This window comes from Streptomyces sp. NPDC007189 (assembly GCF_040703635.1).
In the GTDB taxonomy this organism is placed as follows: domain Bacteria; phylum Actinomycetota; class Actinomycetes; order Streptomycetales; family Streptomycetaceae; genus Streptomyces.
This window is the reverse complement of the sequence record NZ_JBEYEY010000012.1, coordinates 225,653-250,006: the sequence shown is the minus strand read 5'-3', so window position 1 is coordinate 250,006 and position 24,354 is coordinate 225,653. Positions and strand designations below refer to the sequence as shown.

The window sequence follows — 24,354 nt, the reverse complement described above, 5'->3', positions numbered from 1 at the left end:
CGGTCACTGCTCCCCCGCCGCCCGGAACGCCCCCCGCGCCATCCGGTGCAGGAGTGCCGCCGTGGCGCCGCGGCCCGGGAGGGTGCCCGCGCGGCCCAGGTGGGGGGTGGAGTTCAGCAGGCCGAAGACCGAGTGGACGGCCGAGCGGGCCGACTGCTCGGTGAGCGCCGGGTAGACCTCGCGGACCACCTCCACCCACAGCTCGACGTACTGCCGCTGCAGCTGGCGGACCAGCTTGCGGTCGCTGTCGCGCAGGCGGTCCAGCTCGCGGTCGTGCAGGGTGATGAGGGGACGGTCGTCCAGGGCGAAGTCGATGTGGCCCTCGATCAGGGAGTCCAGGACCGCGGAGGCGCCGGCCTGGCCGTCCGCCTCCGCCAGACGGCGCTTCGCGCCCGTCAGCAGCTGACCGCTGATGCCCACCAGCAGCTCGGCGAGCATCGCGTCCTTGCCCGGAAAGTGCCGGTACAGACCGGGGCCGCTGATGCCCACCGCCGCTCCTATCTCGTCCACGCCGACGCCGTGGAAGCCGCGCTCGGCGAAGAGCCGGGCGGCCTCCTTGAGGATCTGCTGGCGACGGGTGGGGGCGTCGGTTCTGGTGACCATGCGGCCAATTCTAGACAGCGAGGTTAGCGGTCGTTAACCTGAAGGAGGTGGTTAACGCTCATTAACAGCGGACCACGGGTTCGATCACCAGGTGAGGGGACCGCAGGATGCACGAGGCACCGGAGCTTCAGAGCGCGGCAGATCCCGCGTCGGAGGCCTGGCGGGCCAATGAACAGGCGCATCTCGCGCTCGTGGAGGAGCTGCGCGGCAAGCTGGCCGCGGCGGCCCTCGGCGGCGGCGAGAAGGCGCGGGCCCGGCACACCGCGCGCGGCAAGCTGCTGCCGCGGGACAGGGTGGACACACTGCTCGACCCCGGCTCGCCGTTCCTGGAGCTGGCCCCGCTGGCGGCCGACGGGATGTACGACGGGCAGGCCCCGGCCGCCGGTGTGATCGCCGGGATCGGCCGGGTCAGCGGACGCGAGTGCGTGATCGTGGCGAACGACGCGACGGTCAAGGGCGGCACGTACTACCCGATGACGGTGAAGAAGCACCTGCGCGCGCAGGAGGTCGCCCTCGACAACCGCCTGCCCTGCGTCTATCTCGTGGACTCCGGCGGCGCCTTCCTGCCGATGCAGGACGAGGTCTTCCCGGACCGTGAGCACTTCGGGCGGATCTTCTACAACCAGGCCCGGATGTCCGGCGCCGGCATCCCCCAGATCGCCGCGGTCCTCGGGTCGTGCACGGCGGGCGGCGCGTATGTGCCCGCCATGAGCGACGAGGCCGTGATCGTGCGCAACCAGGGCACGATCTTCCTCGGCGGCCCGCCGCTGGTGAAGGCCGCCACCGGCGAGGTCGTGACGGCGGAGGAGCTGGGCGGCGGCGAGGTGCACGCGCGTGTGTCCGGTGTCACCGACCACCTCGCGGAGGACGACGCGCACGCCCTGAGGATCGTCCGGAACATCGTCGCCACCCTCCCGGCCCGGCAGTCCCCGCTCTGGGAGGTCCAGCCGTCGGTCGAGCCCAAGGTCGACCCCTACGGGCTGTACGGCGCGGTCCCGGTGGACTCCCGCACCCCCTACGACGTCCGGGAGGTCATCGCCCGCATCACCGACGGCTCCCGCTTCGCCGAGTTCAAGAGCGAGTTCGGGCAGACCCTGGTCACCGGCTTCGCGCGCATCCACGGCCACCCGGTGGGGATCGTCGCCAACAACGGCATCCTCTTCTCCGAGTCCGCCCAGAAGGGCGCCCACTTCATCGAGCTGTGCGACCAGCGCGGGATCCCGCTGGTGTTCCTGCAGAACATCTCCGGGTTCATGGTCGGCAAGGACTACGAGGCGGGCGGCATCGCCAAGCACGGCGCCAAGATGGTGACGGCCGTGGCGTGCACGCGCGTGCCGAAGCTGACGGTGGTGGTCGGCGGATCGTACGGCGCGGGCAACTACTCGATGTGCGGCCGGGCCTACTCCCCCCGCTTCCTGTGGATGTGGCCCAACGCGAAGATCTCGGTCATGGGCGGCGAGCAGGCCGCGTCCGTGCTGGCGACCGTCAAGCGGGACCAGATGGAGGCGCGCGGCGAGCAGTGGCCCGCCGAGGACGAGGAGGCCTTCAAGGCGCCCGTCCGCGCCCAGTACGAGCGCCAGGGCAACGCCTACTACGCCACCGCCCGGCTCTGGGACGACGGCGTGATCGACCCGCTCGAGACCCGTCAGGTGCTCGGGCTCGCCCTGACGGCCTGTGCCAACGCGCCTCTGGGAGATCCCCAGTTCGGCGTCTTCCGGATGTGAGGAGGGGAACCGTGTTCGACACAGTGCTGGTCGCCAACCGGGGCGAGATCGCCGTCCGCGTCATCCGTACGCTCCGCTCGCTGGGCGTGCGCTCGGTGGCGGTCTTCTCCGACGCCGACGCCGACGCGCGGCACGTCCGGGAGGCCGACACGGCGGTGCGGATCGGCCCGGCGCCGGCCGCCGAGAGCTATCTGTCGGTGGAGCGGCTGCTGGACGCCGCCGCCCGCACCGGCGCGCAGGCCGTCCACCCGGGCTATGGCTTCCTCGCCGAGAACGCCGGCTTCGCGCGGGCCTGCGAGGAGGCGGGGCTGGTGTTCATCGGCCCGCCGGCGGACGCGATCGCGCTCATGGGTGACAAGATCCGCGCCAAGGAGACCGTGAAGGCGGCCGGGGTGCCGGTCGTGCCCGGCGGGCGGGACCCGGAACTGGCCGAGGCGGCCCGCGAGCTGGGGGCGCCGGTGCTGCTGAAGCCGTCGGCCGGCGGCGGCGGCAAGGGCATGCGGCTGGTGCGGGACCTGAGCGTGCTGGAGGAGGAGATCGCCGCCGCCCGCCGCGAGGCCCGCGCCTCCTTCGGCGACGACACGCTGCTGGTGGAGCGGTGGGTCGACCGGCCCCGGCACATCGAGATCCAGGTGCTGGCCGACGGCCACGGAGGCGTCGTCCACCTCGGCGAGCGCGAGTGCTCCCTCCAGCGGCGGCACCAGAAGATCATCGAGGAGGCGCCCAGCGTCCTGCTGGACGAGGCCACGCGCGCGTCGATGGGCGAGGCGGCGGTGCAGGCGGCCCGCAGCTGCGGGTACCGGGGCGCGGGCACGGTGGAGTTCATCGTGCCGGGCGGCGACCCGTCGTCGTACTACTTCATGGAGATGAACACCCGTCTCCAGGTGGAGCACCCGGTCACGGAACTCGTCACCGGCCTCGACCTGGTGGAGTGGCAGCTGCGGGTGGCCGCCGGGGAGAAGCTCGCCTTCACGCAGGAGGACGTGACCCTCACCGGCCACGCGGTCGAGGCCCGTGTCTGCGCCGAGACCGTGTCCGTCAAAGAGGGCGCGCGCGGCTTCCTGCCCTCCGGCGGCACGGTCCTGCTGCTGGCGGAGCCCGAGGGCGACGGCGTGCGCACCGACTCCGGGCTCAGCGAGGGCACCGAGGTGGGCAGCCTGTACGACCCGATGCTGTCCAAGGTGATCGCCTACGGCCCCGACCGGGAGACGGCACTCAGGAAGCTCCGGGCGGCCCTCGCGGAGACGGTGACGCTGGGCGTGCAGACCAACGCGGGCTTCCTGCGCCGGCTGCTCGCGCATCCGGCCGTCGTCCAGGGGGACCTGGACACCGGTCTGGTGGAGCGCGAGGTCGACGGGCTCGTGCCGGACGGGGTGCCGGCGGAGGTGTACGCGGCGGCGGCGCTGCTGCGGCAGGCCCGGCTCACGCCCTCCGGCGGCTCCGGCTGGGCGAACCCGTTCGCCGCCGCCGACGGCTGGCGGCTGGGCGGGACGCGCGCCTGGACGCCGCACCCTCTGCAGGTGCCGGGGCACGAGCCGGTGACCGTGCGCGTGCGCAGCACCCCGGACGGCGCCACCGAACTGCTGCTGCCCGGTGCGGACACACCGCTGCGGGGCTCCGCGGGCGTGCTCCCCGGTGCCGGGCACCGGTTCACCTTCCTGCTGGACGGCGTCACCCACACCTTCGCGGCCACGCCGGACGGCACATGGCTCGGCCGCGACGGCGACGCCTGGCAGGTGCGGGACCACGACCCGGTGGCCGCTTCCCTGAGCCGGTCCGCGCACGCGGGCGCCGACTCCCTCACCGCGCCCATGCCCGGCACGGTGACCGTGGTCAAGGTGGCCGTGGGCGACGAGGTGACGGCCGGCCAGAGCCTGCTGGTGGTGGAGGCGATGAAGATGGAGCACGTCATCTCCGCCCCGCACGCCGGCACGGTCGCCGAGCTGGACGTCGCCCCGGGCACGACGGTCGCCATGGACCAGGTGCTGGCCGTGATCACACCCTTCGAGGAGGTGACCCGGTGACCGCCGAGGCACTGCCCATGGTCGTCCCGGCCTCCGGTCTGCCCGCGCGGGTGCGGATCCACGAGGTCGGCGCGCGCGACGGGCTGCAGAACGAGCAGCGGACCGTCCCCACCGAGATCAAGGCCGAGTTCATCCGCCGGCTCGCCGGAGCGGGCCTGACCACCATCGAGGCGACGAGCTTCGTGCACCCCAAGTGGGTGCCCCAACTGGCCGACGCCGAGCAGCTGTTCCCGCAGGTCCGCGACCTCGAAGGGGTGGCGCTGCCGGTGCTGGTGCCCAACCGGCGCGGCCTGGACCGGGCGCTGGCGCTCGGCGCCGACCGGATCGCCGTGTTCGCCAGCGCCACCGAGTCCTTCGCCAAGGCCAACCTCAACCGCACGCTGGACGAGTCGCTGGCCGTGTTCGAGCCGGTGGTGCGGCAGGCGAAGGACCAGGGCGTGCAGGTGCGCGGCTATGTGTCGATGTGCTTCGGCGACCCCTGGGAGGGCCCGGTCCCGCTGCACCAGGTGGCCCGGGTCTGCACGGCTCTGCGGGACATGGGCTGCGACGAGCTGAGCCTCGGCGACACCATCGGCGTGGCCACCCCCGGCCATGTGCTCGCACTGCTGAATCTCCTGGGCGAGAAGGGCGTGCCGGCGAACGTGATCGGCGTGCACTTCCACGACACCTACGGCCAGGCGCTCGCCAACACCCTGGCCGCCCTCCAGCACGGCGTCACCACCGTGGACGCCTCCGCCGGAGGACTCGGCGGCTGCCCGTACGCGAAGTCCGCCACCGGCAACCTCGCCACCGAGGACCTCGTCTGGATGCTGCACGGCCTGGGCATCGAGACCGGGGTCGACCTCGGCCGTCTGACCGCCACCAGCGTGTGGATGGCCGCCCATCTGGACCGGCCCAGCCCGTCCCGTACCGTCCGCGCCCTCGGTAAAACGACACAGCCCCACAAGGACCAGTGATCAGCATGGACCACCGTCTCAGCCCCGAGCTGGAGGAACTCCGCCGTACGGTGGAGGAGTTCGCGCACGATGTCGTGGCGCCGAAGATCGGCGACTTCTACGAGCGGCACGAGTTTCCGTACGAGATCGTCCGCGAGATGGGCCGGATGGGCCTGTTCGGGCTGCCGTTCCCGGAGGAGTACGGCGGCATGGGCGGCGACTATCTGGCGCTCGGCATCGCCCTGGAGGAACTGGCGCGGGTCGACTCGTCGGTGGCGATCACCCTGGAGGCGGGCGTCTCGCTCGGCGCCATGCCGATCCACCTCTTCGGCACCGAGGAGCAGAAGCGCCGGTGGCTGCCCAAGCTGTGCGCCGGCGAGATCCTGGGCGCGTTCGGCCTGACGGAGCCGGACGGCGGCAGCGACGCGGGCGCCACGCGTACGACGGCCCGGCTGGACCCGGACACGGACGAGTGGGTGATCAACGGCACGAAGTGCTTCATCACCAACTCCGGCACGGACATCACCGGACTGGTGACGGTCACGGCGGTCACCGGCCGCAAGCCGGACGGCAGGCCGCTGATCTCGGCGATCATCGTCCCGTCCGGCACCCCGGGCTTCACGGTCGCCGCGCCGTATTCGAAGGTCGGCTGGAACGCCTCCGACACCCGGGAGCTGTCCTTCCAGGACGTCCGGGTCCCGGCGGCCAACCTGCTCGGCGAGGAGGGCCGCGGCTACGCCCAGTTCCTGCGCATCCTCGACGAGGGCCGGATCGCCATCGCGGCCCTCGCCACCGGTCTCGCGCAGGGCTGTGTGGACGAGTCGGTGAAGTACGCCAAGGAGCGGCACGCCTTCGGCCGCCCCATCGGCGCCAACCAGGCCATCCAGTTCAAGATCGCCGACATGGAGATGAAGGCCCACACCGCCCGCCTGGCCTGGCGGGACGCGGCCAGCCGCCTGGTCGCCGGCGAGCCGTTCAAGAAGGAGGCGGCGCTGGCCAAGCTGTACTCCTCCACTGTCGCCGTGGACAACGCCCGCGACGCCACCCAGATCCACGGCGGCTACGGCTTCATGAACGAGTACCCGGTGGCCCGCATGTGGCGCGACTCCAAGATCCTGGAGATCGGCGAGGGCACCAGCGAGGTCCAGCGGATGCTCATCGCAAGGGAACTGGGGCTGGTGAGCTAGCCGACCCCACCGCGGTCAGCCCTGCCCAGAGGGACTCGGTGATCAGGGCGTGTGGTGGTAGGGCCGCTGGGCCGCGGCTTTCAGCAGGACGCGGACGGCGACGGCGGCCCGGCGCACGGCGGCGAGCGCGTCGCCGTGGACGTCCCCGGGCGCCGGGCCGTCGAACCCCCGGTAGTCGCGGTGGGCCCAGTAGACCATCGAGGGCCGCAGCGGGCGGCCGCCGCCGGGGGCACCGGGAGTGGGGCGCAGCGCCTCCTGGCCCGCCTTGGAGCCGACGGCGTCGGCGACCGGTGTGTGCAGGGCCCGCCGGAGCGCGGCGCCGTACACGGATCCCTGCGCGTCCGACGGCTCCCGTTAGCGCCATGTGATCGGAACGGCCATGCGGCCGAGGGACGTTCGGGCCGGGCGACAGAAGATGACCCGGAATCGTCCGCCTGGAGGAAACGGACGAACCACGCAGCCCGCACCCACCCCCCTGGACATCGACTGAGGTTAGGCTAACCTACCTTCGAACCTGTCCGGCGGGCGCTCCGCCCCGTTCGAAAGCAGTCGTATCCATGCCCCATGCCCGTGCCACCCGCCTCACCCGCCGCGGCCTCCTCGCCGCCGGCGGCGCCCTCGGACTCGGCGCCGCGCTCGCCGCCTGCGGAGACGACAAGGGCAAAGGCAGTGGCTCCGGAAACGGGACGAACGGCTCCACGTCCGGCCCCTGGTCCTTCAAGGACGACCGGGGTACGACCGTGAAGCTCGACAAGGTCCCGGCGAACATCGTCGCCTTCACCGGCGTCGGCGCCGCCCTCTACGACTACGGCATCCAGGTCAAGGGCGTCTTCGGGCCGACGCGGACGAAGGACGGCAAGGCCGACGTCCAGGCCGGCGACATGGACATCAGCAAGGTGACGGTCCTCGGCAACGCCTGGGGCCAGTTCAACATCGAGAAGTACGCCTCGCTCGCGCCCGACGTGCTCATCACGACGATGTTCGACGGCGCCGGCACCCTCTGGTACGTCCCCGAGGAGTCCAAGAAGAAGATCGCCCCACTGGCCCCCAGCATCGGCATCTCCGTCTACGACCGGCAGCTCACCCAGCCGTTGCAGCGCATGTGGGAGCTGGCCGCGTCGCTCGGCGCGGACATGAAGGCCGCGAAGGTCACCGACGCGAAGAAGCGGTTCGAGGCCGCCGCCGCCCGGCTGCGGGCCGCCGCCAAGGCCAGGCCCGGCATCAAGGTGATGGCCGGATCCGCCGGCGACCAGCTCTTCTACGTCTCCGGCACGAACCTCTCCATCGACCTGGAGTACTTCAAGGCCCTCGGCGTGAACTTCGTCGAGCCGCCGGAGAGCGCGAAGAAGCAGGGCGGCGGCTGGTACGAGTCGCTGAGCTGGGAGAACGTCGACAAGTACCAGGCCGACATCATCATGATGGACGACCGGTCCTCGGCGATCCAGCCGGCCGACATCACCAAGCCGACGTGGAAGAAGCTGCCTGCCGTGAAGGCGGGGCAGGTCATCGCCCGGTCTCCGGAGCCGATTCTGTCGTACGACAAGTGCGTGCCGCTGCTGACGAGTCTGGCCGAGGCCCTGGAGAAGGCGAAGAAGGTCAGTTAGGCGCACCGCAGTCCCCCACCTGTTCCAGGAGCCCATATGACGACGGCCGTAGCCGCTCCGTTCCGTTTCTTCTCTCTGCGCGTTGTACGGACCCGGCGGCTGGGGCCGTCGCTCGTCCGGGTCACCTTCGGCGGAGACGATCTGCACGCCTTCGACTCCCTCGGGCGCGACCAGTCCCTCTCCCTGTTCCTGCCGCATCCGGGCCAGCCGGAGCCTGTCGTACCCCTGGATCTGGGGGACGGCTGGTGGCAGGCGTGGCGTGAACTGCCCGACGGCGTACGGGCCGTGATGCGTTCGTACACGCTGCGGTCCTTCCGGCGCGACCCCGACGAGCTGGACATCGACTTCGTCCTGCACACCCCCGCGGGACCCGCCTCCCGCTGGGCCTCCCGTGCCACTGCCGGTGACCGGGTCCTGCTGCTCGGGCCGGTGATCGCCGACAACCGCGCCGTGCGGTTCCGTCCGCCCGAGGACGCCGACCTCGTCGTGCTGTGGGGCGACGAGAGCGCCGTACCGGCCGCGACCGCGATCCTGGAGTCCCTTCCGGCCGGCGCCCGCGTCCGGGCCTGGCTGGAAGTGCCGCACGCCGGTGACATCCAGGACGTGCGCACGGAGGCGGACGCGCAGATCACGTGGCTCGTACGGCACGAGGGCTCCCCCATGGCCGTCGACGCCGTACGGGCCGCGCAACTCCCCGCCGCCGAGCGGCCGTACGTGTGGATCGCCGGCGAGTCGGGGCAGGTGAAGGCGCTGCGGCGGCACTTCGTGCAGGAGCGCGGGGTGGACCGGCGGCGGATCACCTTCGTCGGGTACTGGCGCCGGGGGATGACCGAGGAGCAGCTGCGCGCGGCGGAGTGACTCCGCCCGCCGGGCAACTCCCCTGTGCGTGACGCCGGTCACGGCAGAGGCATGTCTTGATCCAGAAAAGTTAGGTTAGGCTAACCTAAGTTGAAGCGGTTCATTTCCCCGCACGGACCGTCCCCTCGGAGGACCCCCACATGCGCTCGCACCTGCTCAATGGCCTCACCACGGAGCACTACCGCAGCTCCGTGACCGAAGGAGTCGAGCGGGTGGCGGCCCAACTCGCCGCCGCCGACCGTCCGTTCACCGGCGTCACCGTCGACGCCCTCTCCCCCCGGCTCGACGCCGTCGACCTCGACCGCCCGCTCGGCGACACCACCGCAGCCCTGGACGAACTGCAGGACGTCTACCTCCGCGACGCCGTCTACTTCCACCACCCCCGCTACCTGGCCCACCTCAACTGCCCCGTCGTCATCCCGGCGGTGCTCGGCGAGGCCGTGCTCTCCGCCGTCAACTCCTCCCTCGACACCTGGGACCAGTCGGCCGGCGGCACCCTCATCGAGCGCAAGCTCATCGACTGGACGGCCGCCCGGATCGGCCTCGGGCCCGCCGCCGACGGCGTGTTCACCTCCGGCGGCAGCCAGTCCAACCTCCAGGCGCTGCTGCTGGCGCGCGAGGAGTCCAAGACCGACTCCCTCGCGAAACTGCGCCTCTTCGCCTCCGAAGCCAGCCACTTCAGCGTCAGGAAGTCCGCGAAACTGCTCGGCCTGAGCGCCGAGTCCGTGGTCTCCGTCCCCGTCGACCACGACAAGCGCATGCACACCGTCGCCCTCGCCCGCGAGCTGGAACGCTGCCGGCGCGACGGGCTGGTCCCCATGGCGGTCGTCGCCACCGCCGGCACCACCGACTTCGGCTCCATCGACCCGCTCCCGGAGATCGCCGCACTGTGCGCCCAGTACGGCGTGTGGCTGCACGTCGACGCCGCCTACGGCTGCGGGCTGCTCGCCTCCCCCACCCGGCGGCACCTCCTCGCCGGCATCGAGCGCGCCGACTCGGTCACCGTCGACTACCACAAGTCCTTCTTCCAGCCGGTGAGTTCCTCGGCCGTGCTGGTGCGCGACGCGGCCACCCTGCGGCACGCCACCTACCACGCGGAGTACCTCAACCCGCGCCGCATGGTGCGCGAACGCATCCCCAACCAGGTCGACAAGTCCCTGCAGACCACCCGCCGCTTCGACGCCCTCAAACTGTGGCTCACCCTGCGGGTCATGGGCGCCGACGGCGTCGGGCGGCTCTTCGACGAGGTCTGCGAGCTGGCGCAGCAGGGCTGGCGGATGCTCGCCGCCGACCCCCGGTACGACGTCGTCGTGGCGCCCGCCCTGTCCACCCTGGTCTTCCGCTACATCCCGGCGGCCGTCACCGACCCGGCCGAGATCGACCGCGCCAACCTCCACGCCCGCAAGGCCCTGTTCGCCTCCGGCGCCGCCGTGGTCGCGGGCACCGAGGTCGGCGGCCGCCAGTACCTGAAGTTCACCCTGCTCAACCCCGAGACGACACCGGCCGACATCGCCGCCGTCCTCGATCTGATCGCCGGCCACGCCGAGCAGTACCTGGGAGACTCCCTTGACCGCGCGTCCTGAAGCCCCCGACCGCACCTACGACTTCGTGGGGATCGGGCTCGGCCCCTTCAACCTCGGCCTCGCCTGCCTCACCGAACCGATCGCCGGGCTGAACGGCGTCTTCCTGGAGTCCAAGCCGGACTTCGAGTGGCACGCCGGGATGTTCCTCGACGGCGCCCACCTGCAGACGCCGTTCATGTCCGACCTGGTCACCCTCGCCGACCCGACCTCGCCGTACTCCTTCCTCAACTACCTGAAGGACAAGGGCAGACTGTACTCGTTCTACATCCGCGAGAACTTCTACCCGCTGCGGGTCGAGTACGACGACTACTGCCGCTGGGCCGCGGGCAAGCTCGGCAGTGTCCGCTTCGGCACGACGGTCACCGAGGTGACGTACGAGGACGAGCTGTACGCCGTGCGCACGCAGGCCGGTGAGACGTTCCGCGCCCGCCACCTGGTCCTGGGCACGGGCACGACCCCCCACCTCCCGCGGGCCTGCCAAGGTCTGGGCGGCGACTTCCTGCACACCTCGCAGTACATGCACCGCAAGGCGGAGCTGCAGGCGAAGAAGTCCATCACGATCGTCGGCAGCGGGCAGAGCGCGGCCGAGATCTACCACGAGCTGCTGTCCGAGATCGACGCCCACGGCTACCGGCTCGACTGGGTCACCCGCTCCCCGCGCTTCTTCCCGCTCGAATACACCAAGCTCACCCTGGAGATGACCTCCCCGGACTACATCGACTACTTCCACGCCCTGCCCGAGGAGACCCGCTACCGGCTGGAGAAGGAGCAGAAGGGCCTGTTCAAGGGCATCAACTCCGAGCTGATCGACGCGATCTTCGACCTGCTCTACCAGAAGAACCTCACCGGCCCCCTGCGCACCCGCCTGCTCACCAACTCCACGCTGCGGACGGCGACTTACGCGGACGGCAGCTACACCCTCGGCTTCCACCAGGACGAGCAGGACAAGGACTTCGAGATCCGTACCGAGGGCCTGCTGCTGGCCACCGGCTACCGCTACGAGCCCCCCGCCTTCCTCGCCCCGATCCGCGACCGCCTGCGCTTCGACGGCCACGGCCGCTTCGACGTCGCCCGCAACTACGCCATCGACGTCACCGGCCGCGGCGTCTTCCTCCAGAACGCCGGCGTCCACACCCACAGCGTCACCAGCCCCGACCTGGGCATGGGCGCCTACCGCAACGCGTACATCATCCGCGAACTGCTCGGCACCGAGTACTACCCGGTCGAGAAGACGATCGCCTTCCAGGACTTCGCCGTATGACCAGCACACACATGCCCTTCACCTTCCGCCCCGTCGACCCGTCGGAGGACGCCGGGCTCCTGCACTCCTGGGTCACCCATCCCAAGGCCGTCTTCTGGATGATGCGGGACGCCACGCCGGAGGACGTCGAGCGGGCCTACCGGGAGATCGCGGCGGACGAGCACCATCACGCGCTGCTGGGGCTGCGCGACGGGGAGCCGGTGTTCCTGATGGAGAGGTACGACCCGGCGCACCGGGAACTGGCCGGGCTGTACGAGGCCCGGCCGGGCGATGTCGGGATGCACTTCCTCACCCCGGCGACCGACAGCCCCGTCCACGGCTTCACCAGGTCCGTGATCACCGCGGTGCTGGCCCACCTCTTCGAGGACCCGGCCGTCCGGCGGGTCGTGGTGGAGCCGGATGTGCGCAACACGGCCGTGCACGCGCTGAACGAGGCCGTCGGGTTCGTGCCCGAGCGGGAGATCGTCAAGCCGGAGAAGCGGGCGCTGCTGAGCTTCTGCACGCGGGAGCGGTTCCTCGCCGCTACGGGGGTGGCGGTATGAGCCTCGCCGACGCCGTGGCGCATCTGTCCCCCGAGCGCTGGGCGACCGCCAACCGGCTGCTGATACGCAAGGCGCTCGCGGAGTTCGCGCACGAGCGCCTGATCACACCCGAGAAGACGGGCGAGGGGTACGTCGTCCGCAGCGACGACGGGCTGACGTCCTACCGCTTCTCGGCCGTCCGCCGCGCCCTCGACCACTGGCAGGTCGACGCCGAGTCGATCACCCGGCACCGCGACGGCGCCGGCCTCCCCCTGTCGGCCCTGGACTTCTTCGTCGAGCTGAAGGAGTCGCTGGGCCTGAGCGACGAGATCCTGCCGGTCTACCTGGAGGAGATCTCCTCCACCCTCTCCGGCACCTGCTACAAGCTCACCAAGCCCCGCGTCACCTCCGCGGAGCTGGCGGACAGCGGCTTCCAGGCCGTCGAGACCGGGATGACCGAGGGCCACCCCTGTTTCGTCGCGAACAACGGGCGGCTCGGGTTCGGCGTCCACGAGTACCTGTCGTACGCCCCGGAGACGGCGAGCCCCGTCCGGCTGGTGTGGCTGGCCGCACACCGCTCGCGGGCCGTGTTCACGGCGGGGGAAGGGATCGAGTACGCGTCCTTCCTGCGCGGGGAGCTGGGCGAGGAGACGCTGGCCCGCTTCCGGGCGGCCCTCACCGGCCAGGGCCTGGACCCCGCCGACTACCTCCTCGTCCCGGTCCACCCCTGGCAGTGGTGGAACAAGCTCTCCGTCACCTTCGCCGCCGAGGTGGCCCGGCGGAACCTGGTCTGCCTCGGCGAGGGCGAGGACGCGTACCTGGCCCAGCAGTCCATCCGGACCTTCTTCAACGCCTCCCGCCCCGAGAAGCACTATGTGAAGACGGCCCTGTCCGTGCTCAACATGGGGTTCATGCGGGGCCTGTCCGCCGCGTACATGGAGGCCACCCCGGCCATCAACGACTGGCTGGCCCGGCTGATCGACAACGACCCGGTGCTGAGGGCGACGGGCCTGACGATCATCCGTGAGCGGGCGGCCGTCGGCTACCGGCATCTGGAGTACGAGCGGGCCACCGACCGGTACTCGCCGTACCGCAAGATGCTGGCCGCGCTGTGGCGGGAGAGCCCGGTGCCGGGCCTTCAGGAGGGCGAGTCCCTCGCCACCATGGCCTCGCTGCTGCACGTGGACCACACGGGCGCCTCCTTCGCGGGCGCGCTGATCGAGCGGTCCGGGCTTTCCCCGGCGGCCTGGCTGCGGCGGTACCTGGGGGCGTACTACACGCCCCTCCTGCACAGCTTCTACGCCTACGACCTGGTGTTCATGCCGCACGGCGAGAACGTGATCCTGGTGCTGAAGGACGGCGCCGTGCAGCGCGCGATCTACAAGGACATCGCCGAGGAGATCGCGGTGATGGACCCGGACGCGGCGCTCCCGCCCGAGGTGCGGCGGATCCGGGCCGACGTCCCGGAGGACAAGAAGCTCCTGTCGATCTTCACGGACGTCTTCGACTGCTTCTTCCGCTTCCTCGCCGCGCTGCTCGCCGCCGAGGGGATCATGGAAGAGGAGGCCTTCTGGCGCACGGTCGCGCAGGTCACCCGCGAGTACCAGGACGCGAACCCCGCACTGGCCGACCGGTTCCGCCAGTACGACCTCTTCGTCCCGGAGTTCGCCCTGTCCTGCCTGAACCGCCTCCAGCTGCGCGACAACCGGCAGATGGTGGACCTCGCCGATCCCTCGGGCGCGCTCCAGCTCGTCGGCACCCTGAAGAACCCGATCGCCGGTCTCTGACGGGCTCAGGAACGGCCGGGCACCCCGGAAACGACCGGGATGCCCGGCCTATAAATCCTCAATGCCCGATTTGGCATACTCTGCCGCAAAGTCGCGTTATTTCCTCATTAAAGGCATTGAGTAGTTTAACCTGCGACACGTGACTCAATTCACTTACGAGGCTTCCTAGGACTATGAGCGGTCCTTGAATTTCCAGGTGTAAGGCGAGATCAATCATCCCCGCACCGGACGGCAACTAGCCCGGTTAGTAAAAGAGGCAATTGCCGAAACTTATTCCCGGCATATAAGAATGTCCCCGCCGCAGCGCACCGCTAAACGAAATGCAGTGTGGTTTGCCGAAGGGAACCGGCAACTGCGGGTGATCCAATTCTCGAAAAGGACCGCTCCATGCCCCGTCATGCCCGCAAGCGCTCATTCCGTACTCGCCGGCTCCTCGCCGGCGGCGCCACCACCGTCGGCACGTTCGTCCTGGGCTGCACGGCCACCCTGGGCACCGCCCACGCCGCCACCGCCGACTCCTCCGCGACCAGCTACACCGTCCGGGCCGGCGACCACCTCGCGTCCATCGCCCGCACCCTGCACGTGCCGGGCGGCTGGCCCGCCATCGCCTCGGCCAACCACCTCGCCAGCCCCTACACCCTCCAGCCGGGCCAGGTCCTCACCCTGCCCGCCGGGTCGGCCACGGCCCCGGCGGCCCCGGCGGCCCCGGCCAAGCCCGCCCCGGCCAAGCCCGCGCCGTCCTCCACCGGCAAGACCTACGCCAACAACCTGGACGGCTGGATCAAGCAGTCCCTGGCGGTCATGGCGCAGCACCACATCCCGGGGACCTACAACGGCATCTACCGCAACATCATCCGCGAGTCCTCCGGCAACCCGAAGGCCATCAACCTCTGGGACTCCAACGCCGCCAAGGGCATCCCGTCCAAGGGCCTGCTCCAGGTGATCCAGCCGACGTTCGACACGTACCACGTGCCGGGCACGTCGACGGACATCTACGACCCGGTCGCCAACATCACGGCCGCGTGCAACTACGCGTATCACCGCTACGGTTCGATCGACAACGTCAACAGCGCCTACTGACAGCGCCTTTCCCGACGGTCCGACAGGTAATTCGACCGGCAGCGCACCTGTCCCCGAATTGCACGGGCAAAAATGATCTGGGTTCATGCCCCGGCTGTTCACGCACCGGCGCCCGGACCGCTCCAACGAGCGGTCCGGGCGCCGGTGCTCTGTCGCTCAGCTCTTCGGCCAGGGGACCTGGGGTGAGCGGTAGTAGCCGATGCCGAGGGCGTCCCAGCGCGGGGCCTGGGCGGCCAGACGGACCTTGTAGGCGTTCCAGTCGTGGGTGGACGCCGGGGACCAGGCCAGTTCGGCCGCCCCCGGGAGCCGGGGGAACGCCATGTACTCGATGTCGGCCGAGGTCTTCAGGGTCTCCGACCACAGGGGGGCCTCGACGCCCCGGACGGACGACGCCGGGGCGCCCGGCAGATAGGCGCCGGGGTTCCAGTCGTAAGAGCGCTGAACCTCGACGTAACCGGCCCATTTGGTGCCGAGTTTGGTGCTGCTCGTGTACTTCATGTCCAGGTAGAGGCGGTCGGCCGGGGACAGGATCAGCCCGGTGCCGTTCTGCGCCGCCTGGGCGACCTGGGCCTTCTCGGCGGCGCTGGTGCCGTCCACGCCCCAGTACTGGGCGAGGGCGCCCTTGGCCGGGTGGGCGCCGGTGATCTGGTGCCAGCCGATGACCGTCTTGCCGTACTCCGCGACGATCGGCTGCACCCGGTCCATGAACTTCACGTAGTCGGCGTGGCTGGTGGAGTGCGCCTCGTCGCCCCCGATGTGCAGATAGCGGCCGGGGGTGATCGCGGCCAGCTCCCGGATCACGTCGTCCACGAAGTCGTAGGTGACCTGCTTCGGCACGCACAGCGAGCTGAAGCCGACCTGTGTGCCGGTGTACAGCGGAGGCGCCACGCCGTCGCAGTTCAGCTCGGCGTAGGAGGCGAGGGCCGCGTTGGTGTGGCCGGGCATGTCGATCTCGGGGACGACCTCCAGGTAGCGGGAGGCGGCGTAGTCGACGATCTCCCGGTACTGGGCCTTGGTGAAGTAACCGCCCTTGCCGCCGCCGACCTCCGTGGAGCCGCCGTACGTGGCCAGGCGGGGCCAGGAGTCGATGGCGATGCGCCAGCCCTGGTCGTCGCTGAGGTGAAGGTGCAGCTCGTTGATCTTGTACAGGGCCAGCTGGTCGATGTAGCGCTTGACCTGGGCGACGGTGAAGAAGTGCCGGGAGACGTCCAGCATGGCGCCCCGGTAGGAGTAGCGGGGGCGGTCCTCGATGGTGCCGCCGGCGATCAGCCAGGGTCCGGGCTGCACGGTCTTCTTCTCGACGGCGGCCGGGAGCAGCTGACGGAGGGTCTGCACCCCGTGGAAGAGGCCGGCCGGGGCGGACGCGGTGATGGTGACACCGGCCGGCCCGCTGTGCAGCCGGTAGCCCTCGGCGCCGAAGTCGCCCTGCGCGAGGTGGAGCTGGATGCCCCGGGCGCCGCCGCCGGTGGCGACCGGCAGCCGGTAGCCGGTGGAGGGCCGCAGGATGCCGGCGAGATAGGTGCCGATCCGGCGGACCTCGGCGGAGTCGTCGACGCGGACGCCGGTCGCCCAGGTGATGCGGTACGGCGCACCGCCGGACTGGACCGAGGCGGGCGCCGGGATCACCCGGTTGAGCGGGGTGGGGGCGGCGGCCTCGGCGGCGGGTGCGGAGCCGAGGGTGAAGACCCCGGCCGCCGCCACGAGCAGCAGCGCTCCGAGGATGCGGGGGGTTCGGGGAGTCGTGCTGTGGTCGCGTCTCACATGCGCTCCCTTCGGGATGTGGTCGAGACCACTCTCCCGCAGATCCGGTGAAACAATCACCCCGTGGCGGAAATCATCCAGAAGGACGGCACTTGGGCCTTCGACGGCGATGCCCTGCGGCTCACCCCCGGCCGGGACAAGAGCGTGAGCCTGTTCCGCCGGGAGCTGGGCGAACTCGTCGTTCCGCTGGGCGCGTTGGCCGGTGTCTCCTTCGAGCAGGGGCGCAGGTCCGGGCGGCTGAGGCTGCGGCTGCGCGACGGGGCGGATCCCCTGACGCAGGCGACCGGCGGCCGGCTCGCCGAGCCGAACGACCCGTACCAGCTCGCCGTGGAGTCCGACCGGCACGGCGTGGCCGAGTACTTCGCGGAGGAGGTGCGCAACGCGCTGCTGCTGGACGGGGTTTCGCCGGATCCGGTCGCGGAGTACCTGCTGCCGTCCCCGCCGCTGCCGGTGTCCGCCTCCGCCGGGGACGGCACGGCGAGCTTCGACGGGGAGCGGGTGCGGCTGGAGTGGAACTGGAAGACGGAGGACGCCAAGGCCGCCTCCGGTCCCCGCACCCTCCCGCTCGCGGACGTCACCGGCGTGCAGTGGCAGCCGGCGGCCGGGCTGGAGAACGGCCATCTGCGCTTCCTGGTGCGCGGCGCACCGGTGTCGGCGCCGGCCAAGTACGACCCGAACGCGGTCGAGCTGTGGGGGTTCAAGAAGGATCCGCTGATGGCGTTGGTGGCCGCCGCCGTCCAGGCGCGGCTGCCGCATCCGGCGGCACAGGCGGCCGTACGGGAGGAGCCGCCGCGGCCCGCCACGGTGCCGGAGCCCGCCGGGGACGGCCACGACGTCCTGCTGCGCCGCCTGCGCGAACTGGGCGATCTGCACCGCGACGGGGTGCTGACCGACGAGGAGTTCGCGCTGGCCAAGCGGGCGGTCCTCAAACGCCTGTGACAGCGCGTGTGAGGACCGCCCGCGGCCGGCCAGGGTGTCACTTCGCGGTGCGGGACACCGTGAAGTGGTCGATGCGGTCGCCGGTCTCGGCGATGCCCGACACCGTCAGCGTGGTCTGGCGGCCCTTCGGCGCGGGGGTGACGTCCACGCGCAGGAAGGAGTAGTTCAGGTAGCGCACGCGGGACCAGGCGACGGTCTCGTCGACCTTGCCGTCCTTGGTGTTGACGAAGGACGCGACCGAGTCGACCTCGTGCTCGTGGCCCTCGTAGGAGTCCGGGGCGCTGAACGCGTACAGGCTGCGGCCCGCCGCGCCCGCGGTGACGTACACCACGCCCTCGGTCTCGGGGTACGCCGTGCCGCCGATCGGGAGCTTCTTGGTGACCTGGCCGCCCTTGATGACGTCCGTGCGCTCGTACTGGTGGTTGTGGCCGTTGATGACCAGGTCCACCTGGTACTTCTCGAACAGCGGCACCCACTCCTGGCGGACGCCCCCCTCCGAGGCGTGCGCCGTGGAGGTGCAGTACGCGCAGTGGTGGAAGAAGACGACGACGAAGTCGATGTCGTCGCGGGCCCGGAACCGCTTCAGCTGGGTCTCGAACCACGTGGTCTGGGTTCCGCCGGAGATGCCCAGGTTCGCCGGGATCTCGAAGGAGACGTCGTTCGGGTCCAGCGAGATGACCGCCGTGTTGCCGTGGACGAAGGAGTAGACGCCGGGCAGGTTCCTCGCGTCCGGGCCGTTGTCCGGGAGGGACCAGCGGGCCTCCTCGCCGCCGTAGCCGTTGGGCGAGTACCAGGCCTCCATGTCGTGGTTGCCGTAACTGACCATCCACGGGATCTGCTTGGCGACCGACTCGGTCTGGGCGAGGAACTGGTCCCAGGTGCGCGAGTCGAAACCGGTGTCGGCGGCCTTGCCCTGGCCGGCCGGGTCGCCGTAGGCGATGTCGCCGGCGTGCAGGTGGAAGGCCGGGTTCTGGCCGAGGATCAGGGAGTCGTTGGCCAGCGCGTGGTAGCTGACGCCCTGGTCGCCGAAGGCGGTGAAGGTGAACGGCGCCTTGTGGGCGGGGGCGGTGGTGAAGGTGCCCAGGGTGCCGGCGAGGTGCGGCCGGCCCGGGTCGAAGCCGTCGTGGCCGACGCCGTAGTAGTAGGTCCGGCCGGGGCGCAGGTGGGTGAGCTTGGCGTGCAGGTAGTACTGCGTGCGGTCGCCGCTCGCGCCGACGCCGGCCGGGGTGTACAGGCTGCGGACCTCGGCCTCGATCCTGCGGGAGAGGTCCCAGGGGTGGGCGCCGATGCGGATGAACGGCTTCTTCACGGCGACCGGGACCTGCCAGGAGACGGTCATCTCGGTGCGCGGGTCGTTGCCGTAGGCGAGGTGACGGCCGAAGGGGGCGACGAGGGCGCCGTCGACGGTCTCGGTGGCGGGCGCCGTGCGCTGCGTGGGCACGGCCGCCTGTGCGGTGGCGCCCGGCACGAACGCGCCACCCGCGACGGCGCCCAGCGTGACGGCGCCGCCTCTGATCAGGTTGCGCCGCGAGAACCTGGCGCGCAGGTACTCGTGCTGCTCGGCCATGCTCATGCGCGCGGCCAGCTTCTCGGGTACTCCCATGCGAGGAATGTCCATGGCGTCTGAAAATGGTCCATGACTTCAACGAGACGCAGGCCACAAGATGGACGCCCGACGAACAAATGATCCCCACAGCCGCCGCTCAGATCTGCCCGAAATCGGGCAGCATTCTTGCGAAACCGCCGCCGGTACCCCAGGATCTACCGCGTGCACGACGAACTTGTTGATCATCTGACGCGGTCCACGCCCCTCGGCCGGGGCGAGGCGCTGCGGGTGATCCAGGACGTGCTCGCCTACTTCGACGAGTCGACGGAGGACTACGTCCGTCGCCGCCACCGCGAACTCCAGGCCCAGGGCCTGGTCAACGCGGAGATCTTCGAACGGATCGCGGCGGACCTCAAGTACCGAGCGGTGGCGCCGCCCGAGCTGACCCTCAGGCAGCTGCGCCGCATCGTCTACGGCTGAGACGCCAGGCTGAGAGATACCTATACATGTGCGGAATTGTCGGATACATCGGGAAGCGTGACGTGGCCCCCCTCCTGCTGGAGGGCCTGCAACGGCTGGAGTACCGCGGCTACGACTCCGCGGGGCTGGTCGTCACCTCCCCGAAGGCGCCCGGCCTGAAGATGGTCAAGGCCAAGGGCCGGGTGCGCGACCTGGAGGCCAGGGTCCCGGCGCGCTTCAAGGGCACCACCGGCATCGCCCACACCCGCTGGGCCACCCACGGCGCCCCCTCCGACGTCAACGCCCACCCGCACATGTCGGCCGACGACAAGGTCGCCGTCGTCCACAACGGCATCATCGACAACGCCGCCGACCTGCGCCGCAAGCTGGAGGCGGACGGCGTCGAGTTCCTCTCCGAGACCGACACCGAGGTCCTCACCCACCTCATCGCCCGCTCGCAGGCCGACAACCTGGAGGACAAGGTCCGCCAGGCGGTCCGGCTGATCGAGGGCACCTACGGCATCGCCGTGCTGCACGCCGACTTCCCGGACCGCATCGTGGTGGCCCGCAACGGCTCCCCGGTGGTCCTCGGCATCGGCGAGAAGGAGATGTTCGTCGCCTCCGACATCGCCGCCCTGGTCACCCACACCCGCCAGATAGTCACCCTCGACGACGGCGAGATGGCCACCCTCAAGGCCGACGACTTCCGCACCTACACCACCGAGGGCACGCGCACCACCGCCGAGCCCACCACGGTGGAGTGGGAGGCCGAGTCGTACGACATGGGCGGCCACGACACCTACATGCACAAGGAGATCTTCGAGCAGGCCGAGGCCGTGGACCGCGTGCTGCGCGGCCGCATCGACGACCGCTTCTCCACCGTGCACCTCGGCGGCCTCAACCTGGACGCCCGCGAAGCCCGGCAGATCCGCCGCGTGAAGATCCTCGGCTGCGGCACCTCGTACCACGCGGGCCTGATCGGCGCCCAGATGATCGAGGAGCTGGCCCGCATCCCCGCAGACGCCGAGCCGGCCTCCGAGTTCCGCTACCGCAACGCGGTCGTCGACCCCGACACCCTGTACGTGGCCGTCTCCCAGTCCGGTGAGACGTACGACGTCCTCGCCGCCGTCCAGGAACTCAAGCGCAAGGGCGCGCGGGTCTTCGGCGTCGTCAACGTGGTCGGCTCGGCGATCGCCCGCGAGGCGGACGCCGGGATCTACGTCCACGCGGGCCCGGAGGTCTGCGTGGTGTCCACCAAGTGCTTCACGAACACCACGGTCGCCTTCGCCCTGCTCGCCCTGCACCTGGGCCGCACCCGCGACCTCTCGGTCCGCGACGGCAAGCGGATCATCGAGGGCCTGCGCAGGCTGCCCGAGCAGATCACCGAGATCCTCAAGCAGGAGGAGCAGATCAAGGAGCTGGCCGAGCTGTACGCCGAGGCCCGCTCGATGCTCTTCATCGGCCGCGTCCGGGGCTACCCGGTGGCCCGCGAGGCCTCCCTGAAGCTCAAGGAGGTCTCCTACATCCACGCCGAGGCCTACCCCGCCTCCGAGCTGAAGCACGGCCCGCTGGCCCTGATCGAGCCGGCCCTGCCGACGGTCGCGATCGTCCCCGACGACGACCTGCTGGAGAAGAACCGCGCGGCCCTGGAGGAGATCAAGGCCCGCAGCGGCAAGATCCTCGCCGTGGCCCACCAGCCCCAGGAGAAGGCCGACCAGACGATCGTCGTCCCCAAGAACGAGGACGAACTCGACCCCATCCTCATGGGCATCCCCCTCCAACTCCTCGCGTACCACACGGCGCAGGCCCTCGGGCGGGACATCGACAAGCCGAGGAACCTCGCGAAGTCGGTGACGGTGGAGTAGGAATTCCCGCGACCACCGAAGCGATCATTGAGCAACCCCCGCGGCGAGCAACCACGTCCGCGAGAGCGGCGCCGGTTTAGGCGCAAAAAGGGGACCCCCACGTGGCCACCAAACACGCGGGGGTCCCCTCCGTGCCGCTCACGTTCAGCCGGCGGCCGTCACCCCCCGGCCCGCGGCACGCCGAGGAAGCGCCGTCGGCCAGTGCGCCAGCGCCGCCGTCGCCGCGTACCAGGCCACCGCACCGGACACCGCGGCGACCCAGCCGCCGACCTTCGCCAGAGAGGAACTGTCGGCGAAGGCCGCGACGCCCAGCACCAGCATCGCCAGGAACAGCAGCCCGTACATGAGCTGTCCGAGGCTGTCGCCGCCCGCGAGGGTCAGGGTGAGCGCCACGAGGGCGAACAGCAGCAGGAAGAGCCCGGCCGCGTTGGCGGCGGAGTGGCCCGCGACGGCCCAGGTGAACCACAGTGCGCCGAGGGCCACGAAGCCCGTGCCGGAGGCGCTGTCGCCGCCCCGGAAGGCGAGCAGACCGATGAGGAACAGGGCAACTCCGCCCACGTAGTGGGCCAGTGACACGGCGTCGGACGCCGCCACCGAGTGGATCACTCCGGTCGTGCCGAGTCCGAACGCCAACAGGGTGATTCCCAGGGCGAGTCGGCCGGCCACGACAGTGCTTCCGATTCCCGCAGAGACTCCGTTGTCCACGGCGGGCTCCCTTCATGCTGTGCAGTTGTGCGGTGAGCGGTATATGCCCTTCACAAGGGCACAAACCACCTCTACGCGCGAGTAGTTTCGCGTTGCACAAAGGGAGTTGGGGATCGGGGAGCGACCGTCACGGAATGACGATCACGGGCCGCTGCGCCCGCTTGGCGAGCCGCCCCGCGACGGAGCCGAAGATCCGGCCGACGAGGCCGTGCGTGGAGCCGACGACGATCGCGTCCGCCTCGTACTCCCGCCCGACCTCTTCGAGTTCGTGGCAGATGTCCCCGCCCCGCTCGACCAGGATCCACGGCACCTCGGCCAGATAGTCGGCGCACGCCAGCTCCAGACCGAGCACCTCGGTGCGATGGTCCGGCACGTCGACGAAGACCGGCGGCTCGCAGCCGGCCCACACGGTGGTGGGCAGCCGGTTGGCGACATGGACGATGATCAGGCCCGAGTGCGAGCGGTTGGCCATGCCGATGGCGTAGGCGAGGGCACGCTCACTGGAGGTGGAGCCGTCGAAGCCGACGACGACTCCGTGCCGGAAGGCAGGGTCGCAGGAGGGGCGTGACTCTTCCGCCGCCAGGGGATCGGCCGCCGTGGGGTCGGCGACCGGCCGCTTGCGGTCCGCGGGTTCGAAGAATTCGTGACCGGCCATGGCTGTCTCGGCGTTGTCATCCTTTTATGGGCGGGGGACGAAGCGTGCGGCGGAATCCGTACCCGGGAAGTCCGGGAAAGGTCTTCCCAACCCCATACCCCCAAGGGTACGGCGGCACGCCTCCCGAGCCCAGATGCCGCGCACGCTCCGTAAGCGGTCCCCCGGTGTCCGCAGGGGTTCACCGGAGCATGCACGAGCGACGCCCGTAACGCAATGGTTGCTGCCCCGTACAGGCGGTTTGCACAGGATCACCGGACGTGGCGCCGGTGACCGACCGGCCGTACAGGCGTTGAGCATCGGTGAGCCACCGCCACAGGGAGTACGAGTGATGTCCGGTCCCCGACCCGACCCCGAGCCGCGCCCCGCGCCGGACACCGTGAGCGACGTGATCCGCTGGGCCGCCTTCAGCTGCGCGCTCGTCCCCGTGGTCCTGCTCTGGTACGGCACCTCCCCGGCCGGTGCGGCGGGGGCCGCGCTGGGCCTGGCCGCCGTCACCGCCGCGTGCCGGCTCCTGCTGCGCCGGTCGGAGCGGTGCGCCCGGCGGCACGGGTGTGACGGCGAGGTTTCCGCTGAGGATTCCGGTGCGCAAAGAGGCGGACGTCACACCCGTCGGCCGACACCGGTCGACTGACCTGTTTCCGCACCCCGGAACGCTTCTTTTCAGCCAACTTCCGAATGTCGCCCCAGAGGGCCCCCGACCACCCTCCACCCCCCGTTCGACCTGCACGGAAAGGGTCTGCGGGCGCCCGCGCACCCTACGCGGTTTGGCCACCGCCACAAGGCGCACTTCCCTGCGCGCTCCCCGAGTGCAACGCTTCGTGATCGAATGCTTCACGCCAAGTTGTCATGTCGACAATCTCGGGCGTGTGGAACTGGTCACCGCCCGACCGCGGGAACCAGTAGATTCGATCTTGACTGTCTTACGGCGGGGGACTCGTGCAGGACCGAGGGGAAACGTGCAGGAGCGACACAACCGAGGAGCCGCGACCACCGAGGGGGGCTTAGCAGTATGAGCCACGACTCCACTGCCGCGCCGGAAGCCGCGGCCCGGAAACTCTCCGGGCGACGCCGCAAGGAGATCGTCGCGGTGCTGCTGTTCAGCGGCGGCCCCATCTTCGAGAGTTCCATTCCGTTGTCGGTGTTCGGGATCGACCGCCAGGACGCCGGAGGAGGCGCTCGACGCGCTGCGCCGGGCACACGAGGAGGGCGCCCGCATAGTCGGCCTGTGCACCGGCGCCTTCGTGCTGGCCGCGGCGG

General features: G+C 70.6%; 21 protein-coding genes and 1 pseudogene. 16 read left to right on the top strand and 6 right to left on the bottom strand.

Annotated features, from left to right (window positions below; genetic code table 11):
- Window positions 1-3: 3 nt before the first annotated feature.
- Window positions 4-603: a TetR/AcrR family transcriptional regulator gene (locus AB0950_RS24800; protein WP_360145081.1), complete on the bottom strand. Its 600-nt coding sequence runs from the start codon at window positions 601-603 to the stop codon at window positions 4-6.
- A gap of 107 nt (window positions 604-710) precedes the next feature.
- Here AB0950_RS24800 and AB0950_RS24795 point away from each other — a divergent pair, with 107 nt between their 5' ends.
- The 4 genes from AB0950_RS24795 to AB0950_RS24780 are packed head-to-tail and all read left to right on the top strand — an operon-like array spanning window position 711 to window position 6,473.
- Window positions 711-2,327, top strand: coding sequence for a carboxyl transferase domain-containing protein (locus AB0950_RS24795; protein WP_366779419.1), 1,617 nt, complete (start codon window positions 711-713; stop codon window positions 2,325-2,327).
- An 11-nt stretch (window positions 2,328-2,338) separates the two neighbouring features.
- Window positions 2,339-4,351, top strand: coding sequence for a biotin carboxylase N-terminal domain-containing protein (locus tag AB0950_RS24790; protein WP_366779418.1), 2,013 nt, complete (start codon window positions 2,339-2,341; stop codon window positions 4,349-4,351).
- 17 nt (window positions 4,352-4,368) lie between these two features.
- Window positions 4,369-5,307: a hydroxymethylglutaryl-CoA lyase gene (locus AB0950_RS24785; protein WP_360145510.1), complete on the top strand. Its 939-nt coding sequence runs from the start codon at window positions 4,369-4,371 to the stop codon at window positions 5,305-5,307.
- A gap of 5 nt (window positions 5,308-5,312) precedes the next feature.
- Window positions 5,313-6,473 carry an acyl-CoA dehydrogenase family protein gene (locus tag AB0950_RS24780; protein WP_360572350.1) on the top strand — a complete coding sequence of 387 codons (1,161 nt, stop codon included), beginning with the start codon at window positions 5,313-5,315 and terminating at the stop codon, window positions 6,471-6,473.
- Window positions 6,474-6,515: 42 nt separating this feature from the next.
- On the opposite strand, the gene AB0950_RS24775 is transcribed toward AB0950_RS24780, so the two are convergent.
- Complete coding sequence (locus AB0950_RS24775; protein WP_366779417.1) at window positions 6,516-6,800, bottom strand: hypothetical protein; 285 nt, start codon at window positions 6,798-6,800, stop codon at window positions 6,516-6,518.
- Window positions 6,801-7,030: 230 nt separating this feature from the next.
- On the opposite strand from AB0950_RS24775, the gene AB0950_RS24770 reads away from it, so the two are divergent.
- From AB0950_RS24770 to AB0950_RS24740, 7 genes are all read left to right on the top strand, one after another.
- Window positions 7,031-8,077: an ABC transporter substrate-binding protein gene (locus AB0950_RS24770; protein ID WP_360145096.1), complete on the top strand. Its 1,047-nt coding sequence runs from the start codon at window positions 7,031-7,033 to the stop codon at window positions 8,075-8,077.
- Window positions 8,078-8,113: 36 nt separating this feature from the next.
- Entirely contained in the window at window positions 8,114-8,935 is an 822-nt protein-coding gene (locus AB0950_RS24765; protein WP_360145099.1) for a siderophore-interacting protein, read from the top strand.
- A gap of 140 nt (window positions 8,936-9,075) precedes the next feature.
- Entirely contained in the window at window positions 9,076-10,518 is a 1,443-nt protein-coding gene (desA, locus tag AB0950_RS24760; protein WP_366779416.1) for a lysine decarboxylase DesA, read from the top strand.
- Window positions 10,502-11,779, top strand: coding sequence for a lysine N(6)-hydroxylase/L-ornithine N(5)-oxygenase family protein (locus AB0950_RS24755; protein WP_366779415.1), 1,278 nt, complete (start codon window positions 10,502-10,504; stop codon window positions 11,777-11,779). The genes desA and AB0950_RS24755 overlap by 17 nt, the downstream gene beginning before the upstream one ends.
- On the top strand, window positions 11,776-12,321 hold the full coding sequence (locus AB0950_RS24750) for a GNAT family N-acetyltransferase (protein ID WP_360145108.1): 546 nt from the start codon (window positions 11,776-11,778) through the stop codon (window positions 12,319-12,321). Before AB0950_RS24755 ends, AB0950_RS24750 begins: the two co-directional genes overlap by 4 nt.
- Window positions 12,318-14,087 carry an IucA/IucC family siderophore biosynthesis protein gene (locus tag AB0950_RS24745; RefSeq protein ID WP_366779414.1) on the top strand — a complete coding sequence of 590 codons (1,770 nt, stop codon included), beginning with the start codon at window positions 12,318-12,320 and terminating at the stop codon, window positions 14,085-14,087. Before AB0950_RS24750 ends, AB0950_RS24745 begins: the two co-directional genes overlap by 4 nt.
- Before the next feature lie 387 nt (window positions 14,088-14,474).
- Window positions 14,475-15,167 (top strand): LysM peptidoglycan-binding domain-containing protein, encoded by a 693-nt coding sequence (locus tag AB0950_RS24740; protein WP_360145114.1) that lies wholly within the window; start codon window positions 14,475-14,477, stop codon window positions 15,165-15,167.
- A 156-nt stretch (window positions 15,168-15,323) separates the two neighbouring features.
- Here AB0950_RS24740 and AB0950_RS24735 read toward each other — a convergent pair whose 3' ends face one another.
- Window positions 15,324-16,928: a beta-N-acetylhexosaminidase gene (locus AB0950_RS24735; RefSeq protein ID WP_366779413.1), complete on the bottom strand. Its 1,605-nt coding sequence runs from the start codon at window positions 16,926-16,928 to the stop codon at window positions 15,324-15,326.
- A 63-nt stretch (window positions 16,929-16,991) separates the two neighbouring features.
- Here AB0950_RS24735 and AB0950_RS24730 point away from each other — a divergent pair, with 63 nt between their 5' ends.
- Window positions 16,992-17,867, top strand: a complete 876-nt coding sequence (locus AB0950_RS24730; RefSeq protein ID WP_366779412.1) for a DUF4429 domain-containing protein — start codon at window positions 16,992-16,994, stop codon at window positions 17,865-17,867.
- 37 nt (window positions 17,868-17,904) lie between these two features.
- On the opposite strand, the gene AB0950_RS24725 is transcribed toward AB0950_RS24730, so the two are convergent.
- On the bottom strand, window positions 17,905-19,470 hold the full coding sequence (locus AB0950_RS24725) for a metallophosphoesterase family protein (RefSeq protein WP_360572368.1): 1,566 nt from the start codon (window positions 19,468-19,470) through the stop codon (window positions 17,905-17,907).
- Window positions 19,471-19,635: 165 nt separating this feature from the next.
- Between AB0950_RS24725 and AB0950_RS24720 the strand changes: the two genes are divergently transcribed.
- Together AB0950_RS24720 and glmS are read left to right on the top strand one after the other, a co-directional pair.
- The gene (locus AB0950_RS24720; protein WP_330342918.1) at window positions 19,636-19,893 is read left to right on the top strand and encodes a hypothetical protein; all 258 of its coding nucleotides are present in this window, start codon (window positions 19,636-19,638) and stop codon (window positions 19,891-19,893) included.
- A gap of 26 nt (window positions 19,894-19,919) precedes the next feature.
- Window positions 19,920-21,737, top strand: coding sequence for a glutamine--fructose-6-phosphate transaminase (isomerizing) (gene glmS, locus AB0950_RS24715; protein ID WP_360145127.1), 1,818 nt, complete (start codon window positions 19,920-19,922; stop codon window positions 21,735-21,737).
- A gap of 144 nt (window positions 21,738-21,881) precedes the next feature.
- Here glmS and AB0950_RS24710 read toward each other — a convergent pair whose 3' ends face one another.
- Together AB0950_RS24710 and AB0950_RS24705 are read right to left on the bottom strand one after the other, a co-directional pair.
- Window positions 21,882-22,442, bottom strand: coding sequence for a GPR1/FUN34/YaaH family transporter (locus AB0950_RS24710; protein WP_360145130.1), 561 nt, complete (start codon window positions 22,440-22,442; stop codon window positions 21,882-21,884).
- Between the two features lie 127 nt (window positions 22,443-22,569).
- Entirely contained in the window at window positions 22,570-23,097 is a 528-nt protein-coding gene (locus AB0950_RS24705; RefSeq protein WP_360145133.1) for a universal stress protein, read from the bottom strand.
- A gap of 328 nt (window positions 23,098-23,425) precedes the next feature.
- On the opposite strand from AB0950_RS24705, the gene AB0950_RS24700 reads away from it, so the two are divergent.
- Both AB0950_RS24700 and AB0950_RS24695 read left to right on the top strand, forming a co-directional pair.
- Window positions 23,426-23,728, top strand: coding sequence for a hypothetical protein (locus AB0950_RS24700; protein ID WP_360145136.1), 303 nt, complete (start codon window positions 23,426-23,428; stop codon window positions 23,726-23,728).
- 378 nt (window positions 23,729-24,106) lie between these two features.
- A pseudogene (locus AB0950_RS24695) lies at window positions 24,107-24,354 on the top strand (AraC family transcriptional regulator); the annotation flags it as partial.

Excerpts from the sequence above, each read along its gene's own strand:
- AB0950_RS24800 (WP_360145081.1), bottom strand. The coding sequence starts at position 603 with ATGGTCACCAGAACCGACGCCCCCACCCGTCGCCAGCAGATCCTCAAG.
- AB0950_RS24795 (WP_366779419.1), top strand. The coding sequence starts at position 711 with ATGCACGAGGCACCGGAGCTTCAGAGCGCGGCAGATCCCGCGTCGGAG.
- AB0950_RS24785 (WP_360145510.1), top strand. The coding sequence starts at position 4,369 with ATGGTCGTCCCGGCCTCCGGTCTGCCCGCGCGGGTGCGGATCCACGAG.
- AB0950_RS24780 (WP_360572350.1), top strand. The coding sequence starts at position 5,313 with ATGGACCACCGTCTCAGCCCCGAGCTGGAGGAACTCCGCCGTACGGTG.
- AB0950_RS24770 (WP_360145096.1), top strand. The coding sequence starts at position 7,031 with ATGCCCCATGCCCGTGCCACCCGCCTCACCCGCCGCGGCCTCCTCGCC.
- AB0950_RS24765 (WP_360145099.1), top strand. The coding sequence starts at position 8,114 with ATGACGACGGCCGTAGCCGCTCCGTTCCGTTTCTTCTCTCTGCGCGTT.
- desA (WP_366779416.1), top strand. The coding sequence starts at position 9,076 with ATGCGCTCGCACCTGCTCAATGGCCTCACCACGGAGCACTACCGCAGC.
- AB0950_RS24750 (WP_360145108.1), top strand. The coding sequence starts at position 11,776 with ATGACCAGCACACACATGCCCTTCACCTTCCGCCCCGTCGACCCGTCG.
- AB0950_RS24745 (WP_366779414.1), top strand. The coding sequence starts at position 12,318 with ATGAGCCTCGCCGACGCCGTGGCGCATCTGTCCCCCGAGCGCTGGGCG.
- AB0950_RS24740 (WP_360145114.1), top strand. The coding sequence starts at position 14,475 with ATGCCCCGTCATGCCCGCAAGCGCTCATTCCGTACTCGCCGGCTCCTC.
- AB0950_RS24725 (WP_360572368.1), bottom strand. The coding sequence starts at position 19,470 with ATGGGAGTACCCGAGAAGCTGGCCGCGCGCATGAGCATGGCCGAGCAG.
- glmS (WP_360145127.1), top strand. The coding sequence starts at position 19,920 with ATGTGCGGAATTGTCGGATACATCGGGAAGCGTGACGTGGCCCCCCTC.
- AB0950_RS24705 (WP_360145133.1), bottom strand. The coding sequence starts at position 23,097 with ATGGCCGGTCACGAATTCTTCGAACCCGCGGACCGCAAGCGGCCGGTC.
- AB0950_RS24700 (WP_360145136.1), top strand. The coding sequence starts at position 23,426 with ATGTCCGGTCCCCGACCCGACCCCGAGCCGCGCCCCGCGCCGGACACC.